The sequence below is a fragment of the Neisseria sp. HMSC075C10 genome (genome assembly GCF_001815615.1).
In the GTDB taxonomy this organism is placed as follows: Bacteria; Pseudomonadota; Gammaproteobacteria; order Burkholderiales; family Neisseriaceae; genus Neisseria; species Neisseria subflava_A.
Window position 1 is genome coordinate 61,378 of sequence record NZ_KV821269.1, and the last position, 13,618, is coordinate 74,995.

The 13,618-nt window shown below is 50.1% G+C and carries 14 protein-coding genes; 10 read left to right on the forward strand and 4 right to left on the reverse strand.

Going from position 1 to position 13,618, the window contains the following annotated elements; all coding sequences use genetic code 11:
- Positions 1–3: 3 nt before the first annotated feature.
- Positions 4–1,014: a glycosyltransferase family 2 protein gene (locus HMPREF3047_RS09160; RefSeq protein WP_070713586.1), complete on the reverse strand. Its 1,011-nt coding sequence runs from the start codon at positions 1,012–1,014 to the stop codon at positions 4–6.
- A 35-nt stretch (positions 1,015–1,049) separates the two neighbouring features.
- Positions 1,050–2,939, reverse strand: coding sequence for a 1-deoxy-D-xylulose-5-phosphate synthase (gene dxs, locus HMPREF3047_RS09165; protein WP_070713589.1), 1,890 nt, complete (start codon positions 2,937–2,939; stop codon positions 1,050–1,052).
- A 133-nt stretch (positions 2,940–3,072) separates the two neighbouring features.
- Between dxs and orn the strand changes: the two genes are divergently transcribed.
- The 6 genes from orn (at position 3,073) to HMPREF3047_RS09195 (ending at position 7,882) form a co-directional block, all read left to right on the forward strand.
- Positions 3,073–3,630: an oligoribonuclease gene (orn, locus tag HMPREF3047_RS09170; protein WP_039862353.1), complete on the forward strand. Its 558-nt coding sequence runs from the start codon at positions 3,073–3,075 to the stop codon at positions 3,628–3,630.
- A gap of 63 nt (positions 3,631–3,693) precedes the next feature.
- On the forward strand, positions 3,694–4,116 hold the full coding sequence (queD, locus tag HMPREF3047_RS09175) for a 6-carboxytetrahydropterin synthase QueD (RefSeq protein ID WP_070713592.1): 423 nt from the start codon (positions 3,694–3,696) through the stop codon (positions 4,114–4,116).
- A 73-nt stretch (positions 4,117–4,189) separates the two neighbouring features.
- Entirely contained in the window at positions 4,190–4,561 is a 372-nt protein-coding gene (locus HMPREF3047_RS09180) for a DUF1304 domain-containing protein (protein WP_070713595.1), read from the forward strand.
- Between the two features lie 105 nt (positions 4,562–4,666).
- On the forward strand, positions 4,667–5,302 hold the full coding sequence (locus HMPREF3047_RS09185) for a 7-carboxy-7-deazaguanine synthase QueE (RefSeq protein ID WP_070713886.1): 636 nt from the start codon (positions 4,667–4,669) through the stop codon (positions 5,300–5,302).
- A 333-nt stretch (positions 5,303–5,635) separates the two neighbouring features.
- Positions 5,636–7,222: an L-lactate permease gene (locus HMPREF3047_RS09190; protein ID WP_070713597.1), complete on the forward strand. Its 1,587-nt coding sequence runs from the start codon at positions 5,636–5,638 to the stop codon at positions 7,220–7,222.
- 297 nt (positions 7,223–7,519) lie between these two features.
- Positions 7,520–7,882, forward strand: a complete 363-nt coding sequence (locus HMPREF3047_RS09195; RefSeq protein WP_070460395.1) for an ACP-like domain-containing protein — start codon at positions 7,520–7,522, stop codon at positions 7,880–7,882.
- Between the two features lie 137 nt (positions 7,883–8,019).
- Here HMPREF3047_RS09195 and dnaN read toward each other — a convergent pair whose 3' ends face one another.
- Positions 8,020–9,123 (reverse strand): DNA polymerase III subunit beta, encoded by a 1,104-nt coding sequence (dnaN, locus tag HMPREF3047_RS09200; RefSeq protein ID WP_004520410.1) that lies wholly within the window; start codon positions 9,121–9,123, stop codon positions 8,020–8,022.
- 106 nt (positions 9,124–9,229) lie between these two features.
- The gene (gene dnaA, locus HMPREF3047_RS09205; RefSeq protein WP_070713600.1) at positions 9,230–10,798 is read right to left on the reverse strand and encodes a chromosomal replication initiator protein DnaA; all 1,569 of its coding nucleotides are present in this window, start codon (positions 10,796–10,798) and stop codon (positions 9,230–9,232) included.
- A gap of 319 nt (positions 10,799–11,117) precedes the next feature.
- On the opposite strand from dnaA, the gene rpmH reads away from it, so the two are divergent.
- From rpmH to yidC, 4 genes are all read left to right on the forward strand, one after another.
- Complete coding sequence (gene rpmH, locus HMPREF3047_RS09210) at positions 11,118–11,252, forward strand: 50S ribosomal protein L34 (RefSeq protein ID WP_002214728.1); 135 nt, start codon at positions 11,118–11,120, stop codon at positions 11,250–11,252.
- 2 nt (positions 11,253–11,254) lie between these two features.
- Positions 11,255–11,596 (forward strand): ribonuclease P protein component, encoded by a 342-nt coding sequence (gene rnpA, locus HMPREF3047_RS09215; protein ID WP_070713604.1) that lies wholly within the window; start codon positions 11,255–11,257, stop codon positions 11,594–11,596.
- Positions 11,593–11,814, forward strand: coding sequence for a membrane protein insertion efficiency factor YidD (yidD, locus tag HMPREF3047_RS09220; RefSeq protein ID WP_003684591.1), 222 nt, complete (start codon positions 11,593–11,595; stop codon positions 11,812–11,814). The genes rnpA and yidD overlap by 4 nt, the downstream gene beginning before the upstream one ends.
- 118 nt (positions 11,815–11,932) lie before the next feature.
- Positions 11,933–13,579, forward strand: coding sequence for a membrane protein insertase YidC (gene yidC / locus HMPREF3047_RS09225; RefSeq protein ID WP_070713606.1), 1,647 nt, complete (start codon positions 11,933–11,935; stop codon positions 13,577–13,579).
- Positions 13,580–13,618: the final 39 nt, after the last annotated feature.

A 13,618-nucleotide genomic window follows, 5' to 3' on the forward strand; every position in this document is an offset into this window, starting at 1 on the left:
TTTTCAGACGGCCTTAAGGCCTAAAGAGGAATCTTGTGCGCCGCTTGCCAATGCAAGTACCAGATGCCCAACAGTCATCAAAGGATCGCCTGCTTCCGGCGAGGTGTATTTCAGCATCAGCGGTTTTTTACGCAAGGGTTCGTAACGGCTGACTTTACAATGCGGGTCTTCCAAACTTGTAGAGCCGGAGCGGTATCTGTATGCCAACAGCCGTAAATCGTTCAAGTCCATCTTCATGCCGTTATCCAACAATTCGCGCAACTGGTTTTCCCAGGCAATATCGTTGCTTCCGTCTTTAATGGCAATCAAGATGGACTTTTCGAGGATTTTTTTGATGTGCTGGTTCAAGGAGCGGATTGGGAAATGCCCCAGCCACAACAAATCGGTCTCTGCAAATTGTGCGGAAAACTGCTCGATAAACCAGGAATGTAAACCTCGATAATTCGGCGAATGAAACAGGGTTGATTCAACCTTGTTGCCATCTTTATCCAACATGTAATGGCAGCCGATAATCACGCTGCAAGATTCGGCAGCCCATCTGGGAATAATGACTTTAGGGGTAAAGAGCGTTTCGAGGCGTTGCTCGGTAAATTGAGTGGTGAAATCAGGGTTGTATTGCAACGATGTCGGCAAATAGCCGCGCCAAAGATACATGCCGATCTTGTATTCACCGATGACATCCAAGAGTTGTTCCAGCATGGTACGGCTAGGACATGAAATAAATTCGTCCGCATCCAGCGGAAAAACGAAATCTATCGCTTCATCTTTTGCTACAAGCTGCTTCATAAGCAGGTTTACCAATTGGTCTTGATTGAACTTGAGCGCTTGATATTGATAGATAAATACCGGTAAACCTTCTTCTTTCAATTGAATCAGGATTTCCCTTGTGCCATCGCTGCTGCCGTGATCAATGATGTGCATTTCATCCATCAGCTCGTGATTATGACGGACAAACGATTCGATAACGTCGTTTTCGTTGCGCACCATACTGATGCTGATTAATTTTTTTCCCATAAATTACGCAATGTATTGAGATATTTTAATATTTTTCAGACGGCCTTTATCCAACCGGCAATCCGTTTTTCAACGGATTCGGCATTCAGCCCCAAATCGGCTAAGAGTTTTTTCGGGTCGCCGTGTTCGGTAACTTTGTCTTCTACACCCAGCAGCAATACCGGTTTGCAGATGCCATGTTTCGCCAACACTTCCAACACCGCGCTGCCTGCGCCACCTTGTTCGGCATTTTCTTCGACAGTAACGATGTAGTCATGGCTTCGGGCGAGACGGACGATCAGTTCTTCGTCTATCGGTTTGACAAAGCGCATATCGGCAACGGTCGCGTTCAGCTTGTCGGCAGCGGCCAATGATGGGGTAACCATGCTGCCAAAGGCGATAACGGCAATTTTCTCGCCTTCGCGACGGATGATGCCTTTGCCGATTTCAACGGTTTCCAGGCCGTCTGAAACGGTTGCACCCGTGCCTGTACCGCGCGGATAACGGACGGCGGACGGAGAGTTTGCCTGATAGCAGGTTGAGAGCAGCAGGCGGCATTCGTTTTCGTCGCTTGGTGCGGCAATAATCATGTTCGGAACGCAACGCAAAAAGCTCAAGTCATATAAACCGGCGTGGGTCGGGCCGTCTGCACCGACAATACCTGCACGGTCGATAGCAAACAAAACAGGCAGGTTTTGCAAGGCAACGTCGTGTACCAACTGGTCGTAAGCGCGTTGCAGGAAAGTGGAGTAAATCGCCACGACAGGCTTAATGCCTTCGCATGCCAAACCGCCTGCAAAGGTAACGGCGTGTTGCTCGGCGATTCCAACGTCGAAATAGTGGTCGGGGAATTGCTGTTCAAACTCAACCAAGCCGCTGCCCTCGCGCATGGCAGGCGTGATGGCAACCAAACGCTCGTCAGCCGCCGCTTGGTCGCACAGCCATTGGCCGAAAACTTGCGTATAAGTTGGTTTGGCCGCGGCAGGTTTGACTTCCGGCGCAGGCACTTCGCTCGGCAGCTTGGCAACAGCGTGATATTTGACAGGATCGTTTTCGGCGAATTTGTAGCCGTTGCCTTTTTTGGTGATGACGTGCAACAACTGAGGGCCTTTTCGGCCGCGCAAGTCTTTTAATACGTCCACCAGATTTTCAACGTTGTGGCCGTCCACCGGGCCGGTGTAACGGAAACCGAAGTTTTCAAACAAAGACAGCGACTGTTTGGCGTGTTCCGCTTCGCCTGCCAAGGTTTTGATTTTGTTTTCGACTTTTTGGGCAAGCTCCATCGCGCCGGGCAATTTGTCCAATACTTTGCTCGATTGGGCTTTGATGGTGCTCAACAGGCCGTGCATATCGCGCACGACGTTGCTGGCAAGGTATTTCGGCAGCGCGCCGACATTGGGGGAAATCGACATTTCGTTGTCGTTGAGGATGACCAGCAAATCGACATCCATATCGCCTGCGCAGTTCAGGGCTTCAAACGCCTGACCCGCCGTCATGGCTCCGTCGCCGATGATGGCAACGCTGCGGCGGTTGTTGCCCAACTGTTTGTCCGCAACGGCCATGCCCAAAGCCGCGCCTATGGATGTGGAAGAATGCCCCACGCCAAATGCGTCGTATTCCGACTCGCTGCGTTTCGGAAAGCCCGCCAAACCGCCGTATTGGCGCATGGTGTGCATTTGATTTTTGCGGCCGGTCAGGATTTTGTGCGGATAGCTTTGATGGCCGACATCCCAGACCAAATGGTCTTCGGGCGTGTCGTACACATAATGCAGGGCCACCGTCAGCTCGACCGCGCCCAAGTTACTGGCGAAATGGCCGCCCGTCTTACCGACGGAATCCAACAGAAATTCGCGCAATTCGGCGGCGACTTGCGGCAGCTGTTTTTTCTCCAGACGGCGCAAATCCTGAGGCGTATCGATAATATCGAGCAAAGGGCTTGGGTTCATGATTTTTGGCGGTGATTTTTTGTGTAACGGACGATTATATCAAGAGATTGCACAACTTGTTACAAATGCTTTCAGACGGCCCGAACCTTTATCCTTTATAATACTGCCAACTGAAAACACAAGGCCGTCTGAAATGACCCAAAACGCAAACAATCTCTGCTGGCTCGATATGGAAATGACCGGCCTCAACCCGGAACACGACCGCATTATCGAAGTTGCCATGATCATTACCGATTCCGATTTGAACGTACTGGCGCAATCGGACGTTTACGTCATCCATCAAAGCGACGAGTTGCTCGACGGCATGGACGAGTGGAACACCGCCACCCACGGCCGTACCGGCCTGACCCAACGCGTGCGAGAATCCAAACTGACCGAAGCCGAAGTCGAGCAAAACCTGTTGGACTTCATGTCCGCATGGATACCCGAGAAATCCACGCCCATGTGCGGCAACTCCATCCATCAAGATCGCCGCTTCATGGTCAAATACATGCCGCGTTTGGAAGCCTATTTCCACTACCGCAACTTAGACGTGTCCACGCTGAAAGAATTGGCCAAACGCTGGAATCCTGCCGTTGCCAAAAGCGTGGTCAAACGCGGTTCGCACAAGGCATTGGACGACATCCTCGAAAGCATCGAAGAAATGCGCCATTATCGCGAGCATTTCCTCAAACTCCCTTCCGAACAATAATCCCAAGGCCGTCTGAAACCGGTTTGACACCGTTCAGACAGCCTGATCGGCTTCCCTCATCTCATGAAAATCACCAAAATTTTTACCTTCGATTCCTCGCACATGCTCGACGGGCATGACGGCAAATGCCAAAACCTGCATGGCCACACCTACAAACTCGAAATCACCGTCTCCGCGCCCGTTATCCAAGGCGGCGCAAAAGACGGCATGGTGATGGACTTTACCGACCTGAAAGCCATCGTCAAACAACACATTACCGACCCGTTCGACCATGCCTTCATCTATCACGGCGACAACGAACGCGAAAGCCAAATCGCCGCGCTTTTGGAAGGCTGGAACATGAAAACCCTGCGCTTGCCCTGCCGCACCACAGCCGAAAACATGAGCGTAGAAATGTATGGCCGTCTGAAAAATGCCGGTGTCAAAGTGTGCAGCGTGAAACTATGGGAAACGCCGACGTCGTGTGCAGAATATGAAGGAGACTAAACCGGCATTTTGTATTTTTCAGACGGCCTGTTCCACAAACACACCCATCCGCTAAACATCAAAAGGAATCTTCATGAAAATCATCTCCACCCTCCTCGTCCTCTTCGTCGCTGTCGAACACTTCTACATCGCCTGGCTCGAAATGACGCAAATCCCAAGCGAAAAAGCGTCAGAGCTGTTCAACATGCCTTACGAATTTATGGAACAAAAGCGCGTGCAAACCCTGTTTTCCAACCAAGGCCTGTACAACGGTTTCCTCGCCATCGGCTTGGTATGGGCGCGCTTTGCCGCACCCGACAACGCGGTTTACGGCGCGACCATCCTGTTCCTCGGCTTTGTCCTCATCGCCGCCGCATGGGGCGCGTTTTCATCCGGCAACAAAGGCATTTTGCTCAAACAAGGCTTGCCGGCATTTTTGGCCGCCGCAGCCGTCATTGCCGCTTAAACACACCAGCCGTTCTTTCCACTCGAACTAACAGAAAGAATGGCTGCCTCAACCGATTTCTTAAAACGCTTCACCACAACAATTAAAACCCCACACCCGACATTCATGACCATTCACATCACGCCGAACAATCCCCAATACCGCATTGTCGAAATCTTTGAAAGCCTGCAAGGCGAAGGCTGGAATACAGGCATGCCCGCCGTTTTCATCCGTTTGGGCAAATGCAATCTCGCGTGCAGCTGGTGCGATACCGACTACCTCAAATTCGGCATGATGAGCCTGTCCGATATTTTGGGCCGTCTGAAAACCTACACGGCGCGCAATATCATCATTACCGGCGGCGAACCCACCATCCAACCGCATTTGGATACCCTGCTCAATGCACTCAAAGCCGAAGGCTATTTCCTGTGTATCGAAACCAACGGCCTCAACCCCGCGCCGCCGCAAATCGACTACGTTGCTACCAGCCCTAAGGCCTGCTACGCCGCCAAATATCAATCTAGTTGCATCGAGAAAGCTAATGAAGTGCGCATTGTTGCCGACGGCGATGTCATTGCGTTTTGCCAAGAGATGGAACGCAAAATCCTCGCCCAACATTACTACCTCTCGCCTTGCGAGCAAGAAGGTGTGATGAATATCTACGACACCATCCGCCAAATCGGTGTGTTAAACAGCCGACCCGATGCACTCGTCCATTGGCAATTGAGCGTACAAACGCATAAATGGGCAGGAATAGAATAATTCGTTTGAAATCAATTAAAAACAAAATCTTTACAAAATATTGAATGTAAATACCATTCGATATCCGACCAAATGAACTGCTGGCAAAGCTCTCAGGCCGTCTGAAAACCCTATTTCAGACGGCCTTTTTTATTACAAACCTCTTGACCGATTACATAAGATTACGTAAAGTGTGCAACAGTTTTCATAAATTGGTAAAACCAATTTACCTGATAACTGGTTGCATCTAAAAAAAATAGCAATCCTTATTCGAAAAACATTAACTACTCAACACATCGCATCAAACCGCCATTGATTGACGGTTATGATGCTTGTTGCCCCGAGGATAATCCCATGGCTCTCTTTCTCAGTATTTTTCCCATCGTGCTGCTGATCTGGCTGATGGTTAAGAAAAACAGTATGCCGTCCTACGTCGCGTTGCCGATTACCGCCGCGCTGATTTATGCCATCAAACTGTTTTATTTCGGCGACGACGCCATGTTGCTCAACGCAACAGCCGCGTCCGGCCTCGTCTCTACCCTGACCCCGATTACCGTAATTTTCGGTGCCATTATGTTTAACCGCATGATGGAAACCACCGGCTGTATCGATGTCATCCGCAAATGGCTGGCCACCATCAGCCCGAATCCGATTGCCCAGTTGATGATCATCGGCTGGTCTTTCGCCTTTATGATTGAAGGCGCATCCGGTTTCGGCACACCTGCCGCCATTGCCGCGCCAATCCTGATGAGCTTGGGCTTCAACCCATTAAAAGTAGCCATCTTCACTTTGGTCATGAACTCCGTACCCGTATCCTTCGGTGCAGTAGGTACCCCGACTTGGTTCGGCTTCGCTCCTTTAGGCTTGGATCAAAAGAGCATTATGGAAATCGGTATGCAAACCGGCGTAATGCACTTCTTTGCTGGTTTCATCATCCCTGTGATCGGCTTGAGCTTCATCGTACCTTGGGCTGAAATCCGCAAAAACTTGGGCTTCATCGGTATCGCCGTATTCTCCTGTACCCTTCCTTACGTTGCATTGGCGATGGTCAATGAAGAATTCCCATCTCTGGTTGCCGGCGCAATCGGCCTGATGGTATCCGTATTCGCCGCAAACCGCGGCTGGGGCTTGAGCAAAGATTACGCCAAAGACCCGAATGCAGAAAAAGTACCTTTCGCACAAGTTGCCAAAGCACTGGCTCCTTTGGGTATGCTGATCGGCATGCTGGTGATAACCCGTATCAAACAGCTGGGCATCAAAGGCCTGCTGACCAGCAAAGAAGAATGGTTCAGCTTCCAACTGCCGTTTGATTTGTCCAAAATCACCGTCAGCGACTCCCTGACCATCACCTTCGGCAACATCTTCGGCCAAGGCGTAAACGCTTCCTACCAAACCCTCTACGTTCCGGCTTGGATTCCGTTTGTCTTCACCGTTTGGATTTGCATCCTGCTGTACAAAACCAAATTCAAAGATGCGTGGTCTTTCTACGCTGCAACCTTCAACCAAACCAAAAAACCTCTGCTTGCCCTGATGGGTGCGCTGATTATGGTTCAACTGATGATGGTTGGCGGCGACGACTCCATGGTGAAAATCATCGGTAAAGAGTTTGCCGCGATGGCAGGCGAACACTGGGTGTACTTCTCCCCATACTTGGGCGCAATCGGTGCATTCTTCTCCGGCTCCAACACTGTATCCAACTTGACCTTTGGTCCGATTCAACAACAAATCGCGCTTGATACCGGCCTGTCCGTTACCCTCATCCTCGCCCTGCAATCCGTAGGCGGCGCAATGGGTAACATGGTCTGCATCAACAACATCATCGCCGTATGCAGCGTATTGAACGTAAACAACGCCGAAGGCGCGATCATCAAGAAAACTGTCATCCCGATGAGCATCTATGGCGTCATCGCCGTGACTATCGCTTCAATTTTCTTCTTGTAAACCGCTTCATATCAAAGGCCGTCTGAATATTCAGACGGCCTTTTTTGTATTCTTTTGCTATATTTCTTAAAGAATCATTAATGTATATATTCCGCAACAACCCGTATAACCACTTTGCAACACCAAATTACAAACAACTTTCTATTAATAAACAATCAGGTAAGCATAAGTAAACACTGTTTTGCAATTTACCTAATTGTCACTACCACCAAAACGCCTACAATATGCTTCATCTGCAAACGAAAACCCTTTCTCACTTTGCAAGATAACACACAACCCTCATATGGAGCTTAGATCATGAAATTACTTTCTGTTATCACTGCAGCCGCATTGGCTACTGTTTCCTTCTCTGCTGCCGCTGCACCTGCCGGCTTCGTTTCTTACCATTGTGACGGTGGCAAATCACTGAACGTGATGTACGGCTTTGACCGTAGCGGCCGTGCAGTTACTGCTGACGTAAACGCCGGTGGCAAAAAAGCCTCTTTGGTTGTCAACAAAAAACGTTCTGACAGCACTGGCACTACTTTCACCAACCGTCAAGGTTATGCAATGTCTGCCGGTTTCATCGACAAAAACACCCACACTACTTCTGAAGTAGTTGGCGTGAACGCCCCTAACGGCTCATTCCTGGTGAAAAACTGCGAACCACGTCCACGTTAATCCCAGTTTTCCTATTTAACCGAATCATCCCGGTTTAATCAAAAGGCCGTCTGAAAAACAATTTTCAGACGGCCTTTTGATTCAATCCTATAAAAAAGAGCGTGTCCCGTACACGCTCTTTTTGTTTGTTCACCCAATTAAATACGCATCGGCATTACGATGTATTTGAAGTTCGGATTGTTCGGCACGGTAAACAGCGTTGAACGGTTGGCATCGCCGAAAGCAAGCTGCATATCGTCGGAGTGGATATTACGCAACACGTCCATCAAGTAGCCGATATTGAAACCGACTTCGAGTTCTCCGCCTTGGTAAGCGATTTCCAGCTCTTCGCGCGCTTCTTCCTGCTCGTTGTTGCTACATACGACACTCAGCAAACCTGGCTGCAAGAACAGTCGTGCACCGCGGAATTTTTCATTGGCAAGAATGGCGGCACGTTCGAGCGCACCCAAAAGCTGAGTACGGGATACGAGGAAAATCTTGTCGTTATCCAAAGGAATCACGCGGTTAAAGTCAGGGAACTTGCCGTCGATGACTTTGCTGACAATAGTCGTGCCATTGCATTGGAAGCGTACTTGATTGTCCAAAAGCTCAACGGTAATGGACTCGGACGGATTGTTCAACAGCTTAAAGAGTTCCAATACCGTTTTACGCGGCAGGATCACTTCCGTTTTCGGCAGTTCTGCTTCAATTTGGCTGGCCGCATAAGCAAGGCGGTGACCGTCGGTTGCAACAAGGCGCAGTTGGTTTCCTTCAACCTGCATCAGTAAGCCGTTGAGATAATAGCGGATATCTTGAACTGCCATGCTGTATTGCACTTGCGAAAGCATGGTTTTGAAGGTTTCTTGAGTCAGCGAGAAAGTCGCGCTGACGTCGCTGCCGACGTTCATCAACGGAAAGTCTTCAGCAGGCAGGGTTTGCAGGGCAAAACGGGATTTGCCCGCGCGCAAAGTCAGACGGTTGTCCGCCCAATCCAGTGACACCAGCGCACTGTCAGGCAGGGCGCGCAGAATGTCTTGGAATTTTTTAGCGTTGGTCGTAATGCGGAAATCGCCTGCCTGACTTTCAGGGCCGGCGGTATTGATTTGGATTTCCAAGTCGGTTGCCAAAAGTTTGGTTTGTCCGTCTTTGCTTTCCAGCAACACATTGGACAAAATCGGCAGAGTATGGCGACGTTCGACAATACCGGTAACGGCTTGCAACGGCTTGAGCAGACTGTCGCGATCGGCTTGTAAAATCAGCATGTTCCATTCCTTTGAATTTGAAATCGGTTGATTGGGGTATTTTAAAATATTTTTTGTTTTCAGACGGCCTCACATTGACATCAGGCCGTCTGAATATTGCATTGGGTCAGTTCTGAATCAAAATCAGCAGTTTCTCGTAGTCTTGCGCCAATTCGGGATCTTCTTCGCGCAGTTTCGCCACCGCTTTGACACCGTGCATCACGGTTGTATGGTCGCGACCGCCAAAGGCATCGCCGATAGAAGGTAGGCTGAGCGCGGTCAGCTCTTTGGTCAGGCTCATGGCAACTTGGCGAGGACGGGCGATGTTGCGTGTGCGTTTTTTACCCAATATATCGCTGATTTTAATACGGTAGTATTTGGCTGTCGCATCGATGATGATGTCGGCAGTAATGACTTTGTGTTTCTCGGCAATAATATCCTGCAAAGCCGTACGCGCCAAATCCATGTCGATGACTGGGCGGTTCATAAAACGGCTGCTGGCGCTGACACGGTTGAACGCGCCTTCCAACTCACGCACATTGGAGCGGATCAGATTGGCAATAAACAGAGCAGCTTCGTCTTCGATACTGATACCGGCTGCTTCTGCCTTTTTCTGCAAAATCGCCACGCGCATTTCCAATTCGGGCGGTTCGAGTTCCAAAGTCAACCCCCATGAGAAACGGGATTTGAGACGGTCGTCCATGCCCTCGATTTTGGCAGGCAATACGTCGCACGTCAGAATCAGCTGTTTTTTCTCGTTGTGGAAATGGTTGTACAGATAGAAGAATTCTTCCATCGTACGGTCTTTGCCTTTGATGAACTGAATATCGTCGATAATCAGCAGGTCATATTGCTTGTATTGTTGCTTGAACACATCATAAGTGTTGTTGCGCACAGCCTTCATAAAGCTGCGGATATAGTCGTCCGAGTGCATATAGCGCACTTTGGCATCAGGACGGTTTTTCAGCAATTCGTTGCCAATGGCCTGCACCAAGTGGGTTTTACCTAAACCGGTACTGCCGTATAAGAAAAACGGGTTGTAGCCCTGCCCCGGATTTTCAGCAATCGCTTGGGCGGCTGCGGCGGCAAGGCGGTTGCCCTTACCTTCCACCAAAGTTTCAAATGTATAGTCGCGCGACAGATTGGTCTGTTCGTAGCGCGCTTCTTCCGCATCGTGTTGTGCGTCGGTTTTGGCTTTGGCAACTGCTTTAGACTCAGCCGGAGCGGCAGTTTGTACTTGAGGCTCATGCGGCAGGTTTTTCATGCGTTGCGCCAAAATCTCGGCAGCCGTCATGGCAGCGGCAGGCTTGGAAACCGTTTCAGACGGCCTATCTTCTTCCACTGCCACAGCAGTTTGCAAAGGCATTTGAACAGGCTCTACAAATTCTTCAACTTCAATGACTTCTTGCACTTGCACCGGCGCAACAACCTGAGCCGCCATTTCATAATGCGTACCTACGCCCGGCTTAAACGCAAACGCAGCCTGCTGAGGCACCAATTCGGCACGCACGGCGTCAATTTTGGCGGCAAACTGGCTTTTGAGCATATTGCAGGCAAATTGGTTTTTACCATACACCACCCATACGCCGTTTTCTTCACCCACGGTCAAAGGCGCAATCCATTGCGCAAACTGCCCGGCAGGCAACATTTCGTGAAGGCGGCAAAGGCACAGCGGCCAAAATTCAGCTAACGTCATGAGATTAAGCTCGGAAAATGGAAGATTTGGGAAATACAAGAAGGCAGAGCAGACAGGTAATCCGATAAAAATCAAATTTTTACGATACTCCCACTGCTTTCAGACGGCCTTGCGCACAGAGAAAAGCAAGGTTGGGCGATTATACCCATTCCGCTCTTTTTTATCCACAACCGCCGCAAAATTTTATCCACAAATTCTATCAATGCATCAAACTCGTTGTCACACTTTAGCCAACGAAAAGTTTTTATATTGATTGACAAAAGCAACAAATTGGAGTGTAATTCACGGTTTAATTATCTACCAATTTTTAGGAAACATCATGAAACGCACTTATCAACCTTCCGTTACCAAACGCAAACGCACCCACGGCTTCTTGGTTCGCTCCAAAACCCGCGGTGGTCGCGCAGTATTGGCTGCCCGTCGCGCCAAAGGCCGCAAACGCCTGGCTGTATAATTTTGAATTACGGCTTCTCGAAGCAGTATCGCTTATTAAAAACGGATGATTTTTCATCCGTTTTTGCGTTGAAAAACCGACGCAGCCGCGATTTGCTGCAAGTCTCCCAGTCCGCAGACAACACGCTCGGCCATCCGCGCCTTGGTTTGGTCGTCAGCAAAAAGACCGCCAAACGCGCCCATGACCGCAATTACATGAAGCGCGTCATCCGCGACTGGTTCAGGCTGAATCAACACCAACTGCCGCCGCATGATTTTGTTGTGCGCGTGCGTCAGGCGTTTAATCGGGAAACCGCCCCTGAAGCCCGAGACCAACTTGCCCAGCTGATGAAAAAACGCCGATGAATACCCTGCTTTCCAAGCTCTTCCTTGCACTCATCCGCTTTTACCAATACTGCATCAGCCCCCTCATTCCGCCGCGCTGCCGCTATACCCCGACCTGTTCACAATACGCAGTCGAAGCCGTCAAAAAATACGGCGCATTCAAAGGCGGATGGCTGGCAATCAAACGCATCGCACGATGCCATCCTTTCGGCGGACACGGCCATGACCCTGTTCCATAATGCTGCTGTCAACCATTTAAAGAACACGATTTCCTTTAATTTCCCGTCGGTTTCTATATAATGCCGTCTGAAGCAGTTTTCATCTCGATTACCTATCCGTCAATTCCAGGAATCTCTTATGGATTTTAAAAGACTAATGGCGTTTTTTGCCATTTCAGTGGCAATCTTTGCCGGCTGGGAACATTTTTTCCCCAGCCCCAAACCTAATCCGGCGCCACAAGCCGCGCAACAGCAAACGGCCGCAGCTCCGGCAAAAGCCGCTGCCGAAACCGTGCTTGCCCCGGCCTCCTCTATTACCGTTACCACAGACACGATTAAAGCCGTCATCGATGAGAAAAGCGGCGACCTGCGCCAGCTGACCCTCTTGCAATACAAAGCAACCGGCGACGAACACAAACCATTCGTCCTGTTTAACGACGGCAAAGAATACACCTACGTTGCCCAATCCGAGCTTTTGGACGCACAAGGCAACAACGTTCTGAAAGGCATCAGCTTTACCGCTCCGCAAAAACAATACAGTTTGGAAGGCGACAAAGTTGAAGTCCGCCTGAGCGCACCTGAAACCAACGGCCTGAAAATCGACAAAGTTTATACTTTTACCAAAGGCAGCTACTTGGTTAACGTCCGCTTTGACATTACCAACAGCAACGGCCAACCCGTCAACCTGAGCGCAGACTACCGCATCGTTCGCGACCACAGCGAACCTGAAGGCCAAGGCTACTTCACTCGCTCTTACGTCGGCCCGGTGGTTTACACCCCTGAAGGCGGCTTCCAAAAAGTCAGCTTCTCTGATTTGGACGACGATGCCAAATCCGGCAAATCCGAAGCCGAATACATCCGCAAAACCCCGACCGGCTGGCTCGGCATGATTGAACACCACTTCATGTCCACTTGGATTTTGCAGCCTAAAGACGGCCAAAGCGTTTGCACCGCAGGCGACTGCCGTATCGACATCAAACGTCGCAACGACAACCTGTACAGCGCAAGCGTCAGCGTGCCTTTAGCCGCCATCCAAGCCGGTGCGAAAGCTGAAACCGCCATCAACCTGTATGCCGGTCCGCAAACCACTTCCGTTATCGCCAATATCGCCGACAAACTGCAACTGGCCAAAGACTACGGCAAAGTACACTGGTTCGCCTCCCCGCTCTTCTGGCTCTTGAACCAACTGCACAACATCATCGGCAACTGGGGCTGGGCAATCATCGTTTTGACCATCATTGTCAAAGCCGTACTGTATCCATTGACCAACGCCTCTTACCGCTCTATGGCAAAAATGCGTGCCGCCGCACCTAAATTGCAAGCCATCAAAGAGAAATACGGCGATGACCGCATGGCGCAGCAACAAGCCATGATGCAACTTTACAAAGACGAGAAAATCAATCCGCTGGGCGGCTGTCTGCCTATGCTGTTGCAAATCCCCGTCTTCATCGGTCTGTACTGGGCATTGTTCGCCTCCGTAGAATTGCGCCAAGCGCCTTGGTTGGGTTGGATTACCGACTTGAGCCGTCCGGATCCTTTCTACATCCTGCCTTTGATTATGGCGGTAACCATGTTTGCACAAACTTATCTGAATCCGCCGTCAACCGACCCTATGCAGGCGAAAATGATGAAAGTCATGCCTTTGATTTTCTCCATCATGTTCTTCTTCTTCCCTGCCGGCTTGGTTCTGTACTGGGTAGTCAACAACCTCTTGACCATCGCCCAACAATGGCACATCAACCGCAGCATCGAAAAACAACGTGCCCAAGGTGAAGTTATTTCTTGATAAAGGCTTAGGCAACACAAAGGCCGTCTGTTGTTCAGA

What these genes read in the sequence shown, in the direction of transcription:
- dxs (WP_070713589.1), bottom strand. Translation starts at nt 2,939, where the DNA reads ATGAACCCAAGCCCTTTGCTCGATATTATCGATACGCCTCAGGATTTG.
- HMPREF3047_RS09160 (WP_070713586.1), bottom strand. Translation starts at nt 1,014, where the DNA reads ATGGGAAAAAAATTAATCAGCATCAGTATGGTGCGCAACGAAAACGAC.
- orn (WP_039862353.1), top strand. Translation starts at nt 3,073, where the DNA reads ATGACCCAAAACGCAAACAATCTCTGCTGGCTCGATATGGAAATGACC.
- dnaN (WP_004520410.1), bottom strand. Translation starts at nt 9,123, where the DNA reads ATGCTGATTTTACAAGCCGATCGCGACAGTCTGCTCAAGCCGTTGCAA.
- queD (WP_070713592.1), top strand. Translation starts at nt 3,694, where the DNA reads ATGAAAATCACCAAAATTTTTACCTTCGATTCCTCGCACATGCTCGAC.
- yidD (WP_003684591.1), top strand. Translation starts at nt 11,593, where the DNA reads ATGAATACCCTGCTTTCCAAGCTCTTCCTTGCACTCATCCGCTTTTAC.
- rpmH (WP_002214728.1), top strand. Translation starts at nt 11,118, where the DNA reads ATGAAACGCACTTATCAACCTTCCGTTACCAAACGCAAACGCACCCAC.
- yidC (WP_070713606.1), top strand. Translation starts at nt 11,933, where the DNA reads ATGGATTTTAAAAGACTAATGGCGTTTTTTGCCATTTCAGTGGCAATC.
- HMPREF3047_RS09185 (WP_070713886.1), top strand. Translation starts at nt 4,667, where the DNA reads ATGACCATTCACATCACGCCGAACAATCCCCAATACCGCATTGTCGAA.
- dnaA (WP_070713600.1), bottom strand. Translation starts at nt 10,798, where the DNA reads ATGACGTTAGCTGAATTTTGGCCGCTGTGCCTTTGCCGCCTTCACGAA.
- HMPREF3047_RS09190 (WP_070713597.1), top strand. Translation starts at nt 5,636, where the DNA reads ATGGCTCTCTTTCTCAGTATTTTTCCCATCGTGCTGCTGATCTGGCTG.
- HMPREF3047_RS09180 (WP_070713595.1), top strand. Translation starts at nt 4,190, where the DNA reads ATGAAAATCATCTCCACCCTCCTCGTCCTCTTCGTCGCTGTCGAACAC.
- HMPREF3047_RS09195 (WP_070460395.1), top strand. Translation starts at nt 7,520, where the DNA reads ATGAAATTACTTTCTGTTATCACTGCAGCCGCATTGGCTACTGTTTCC.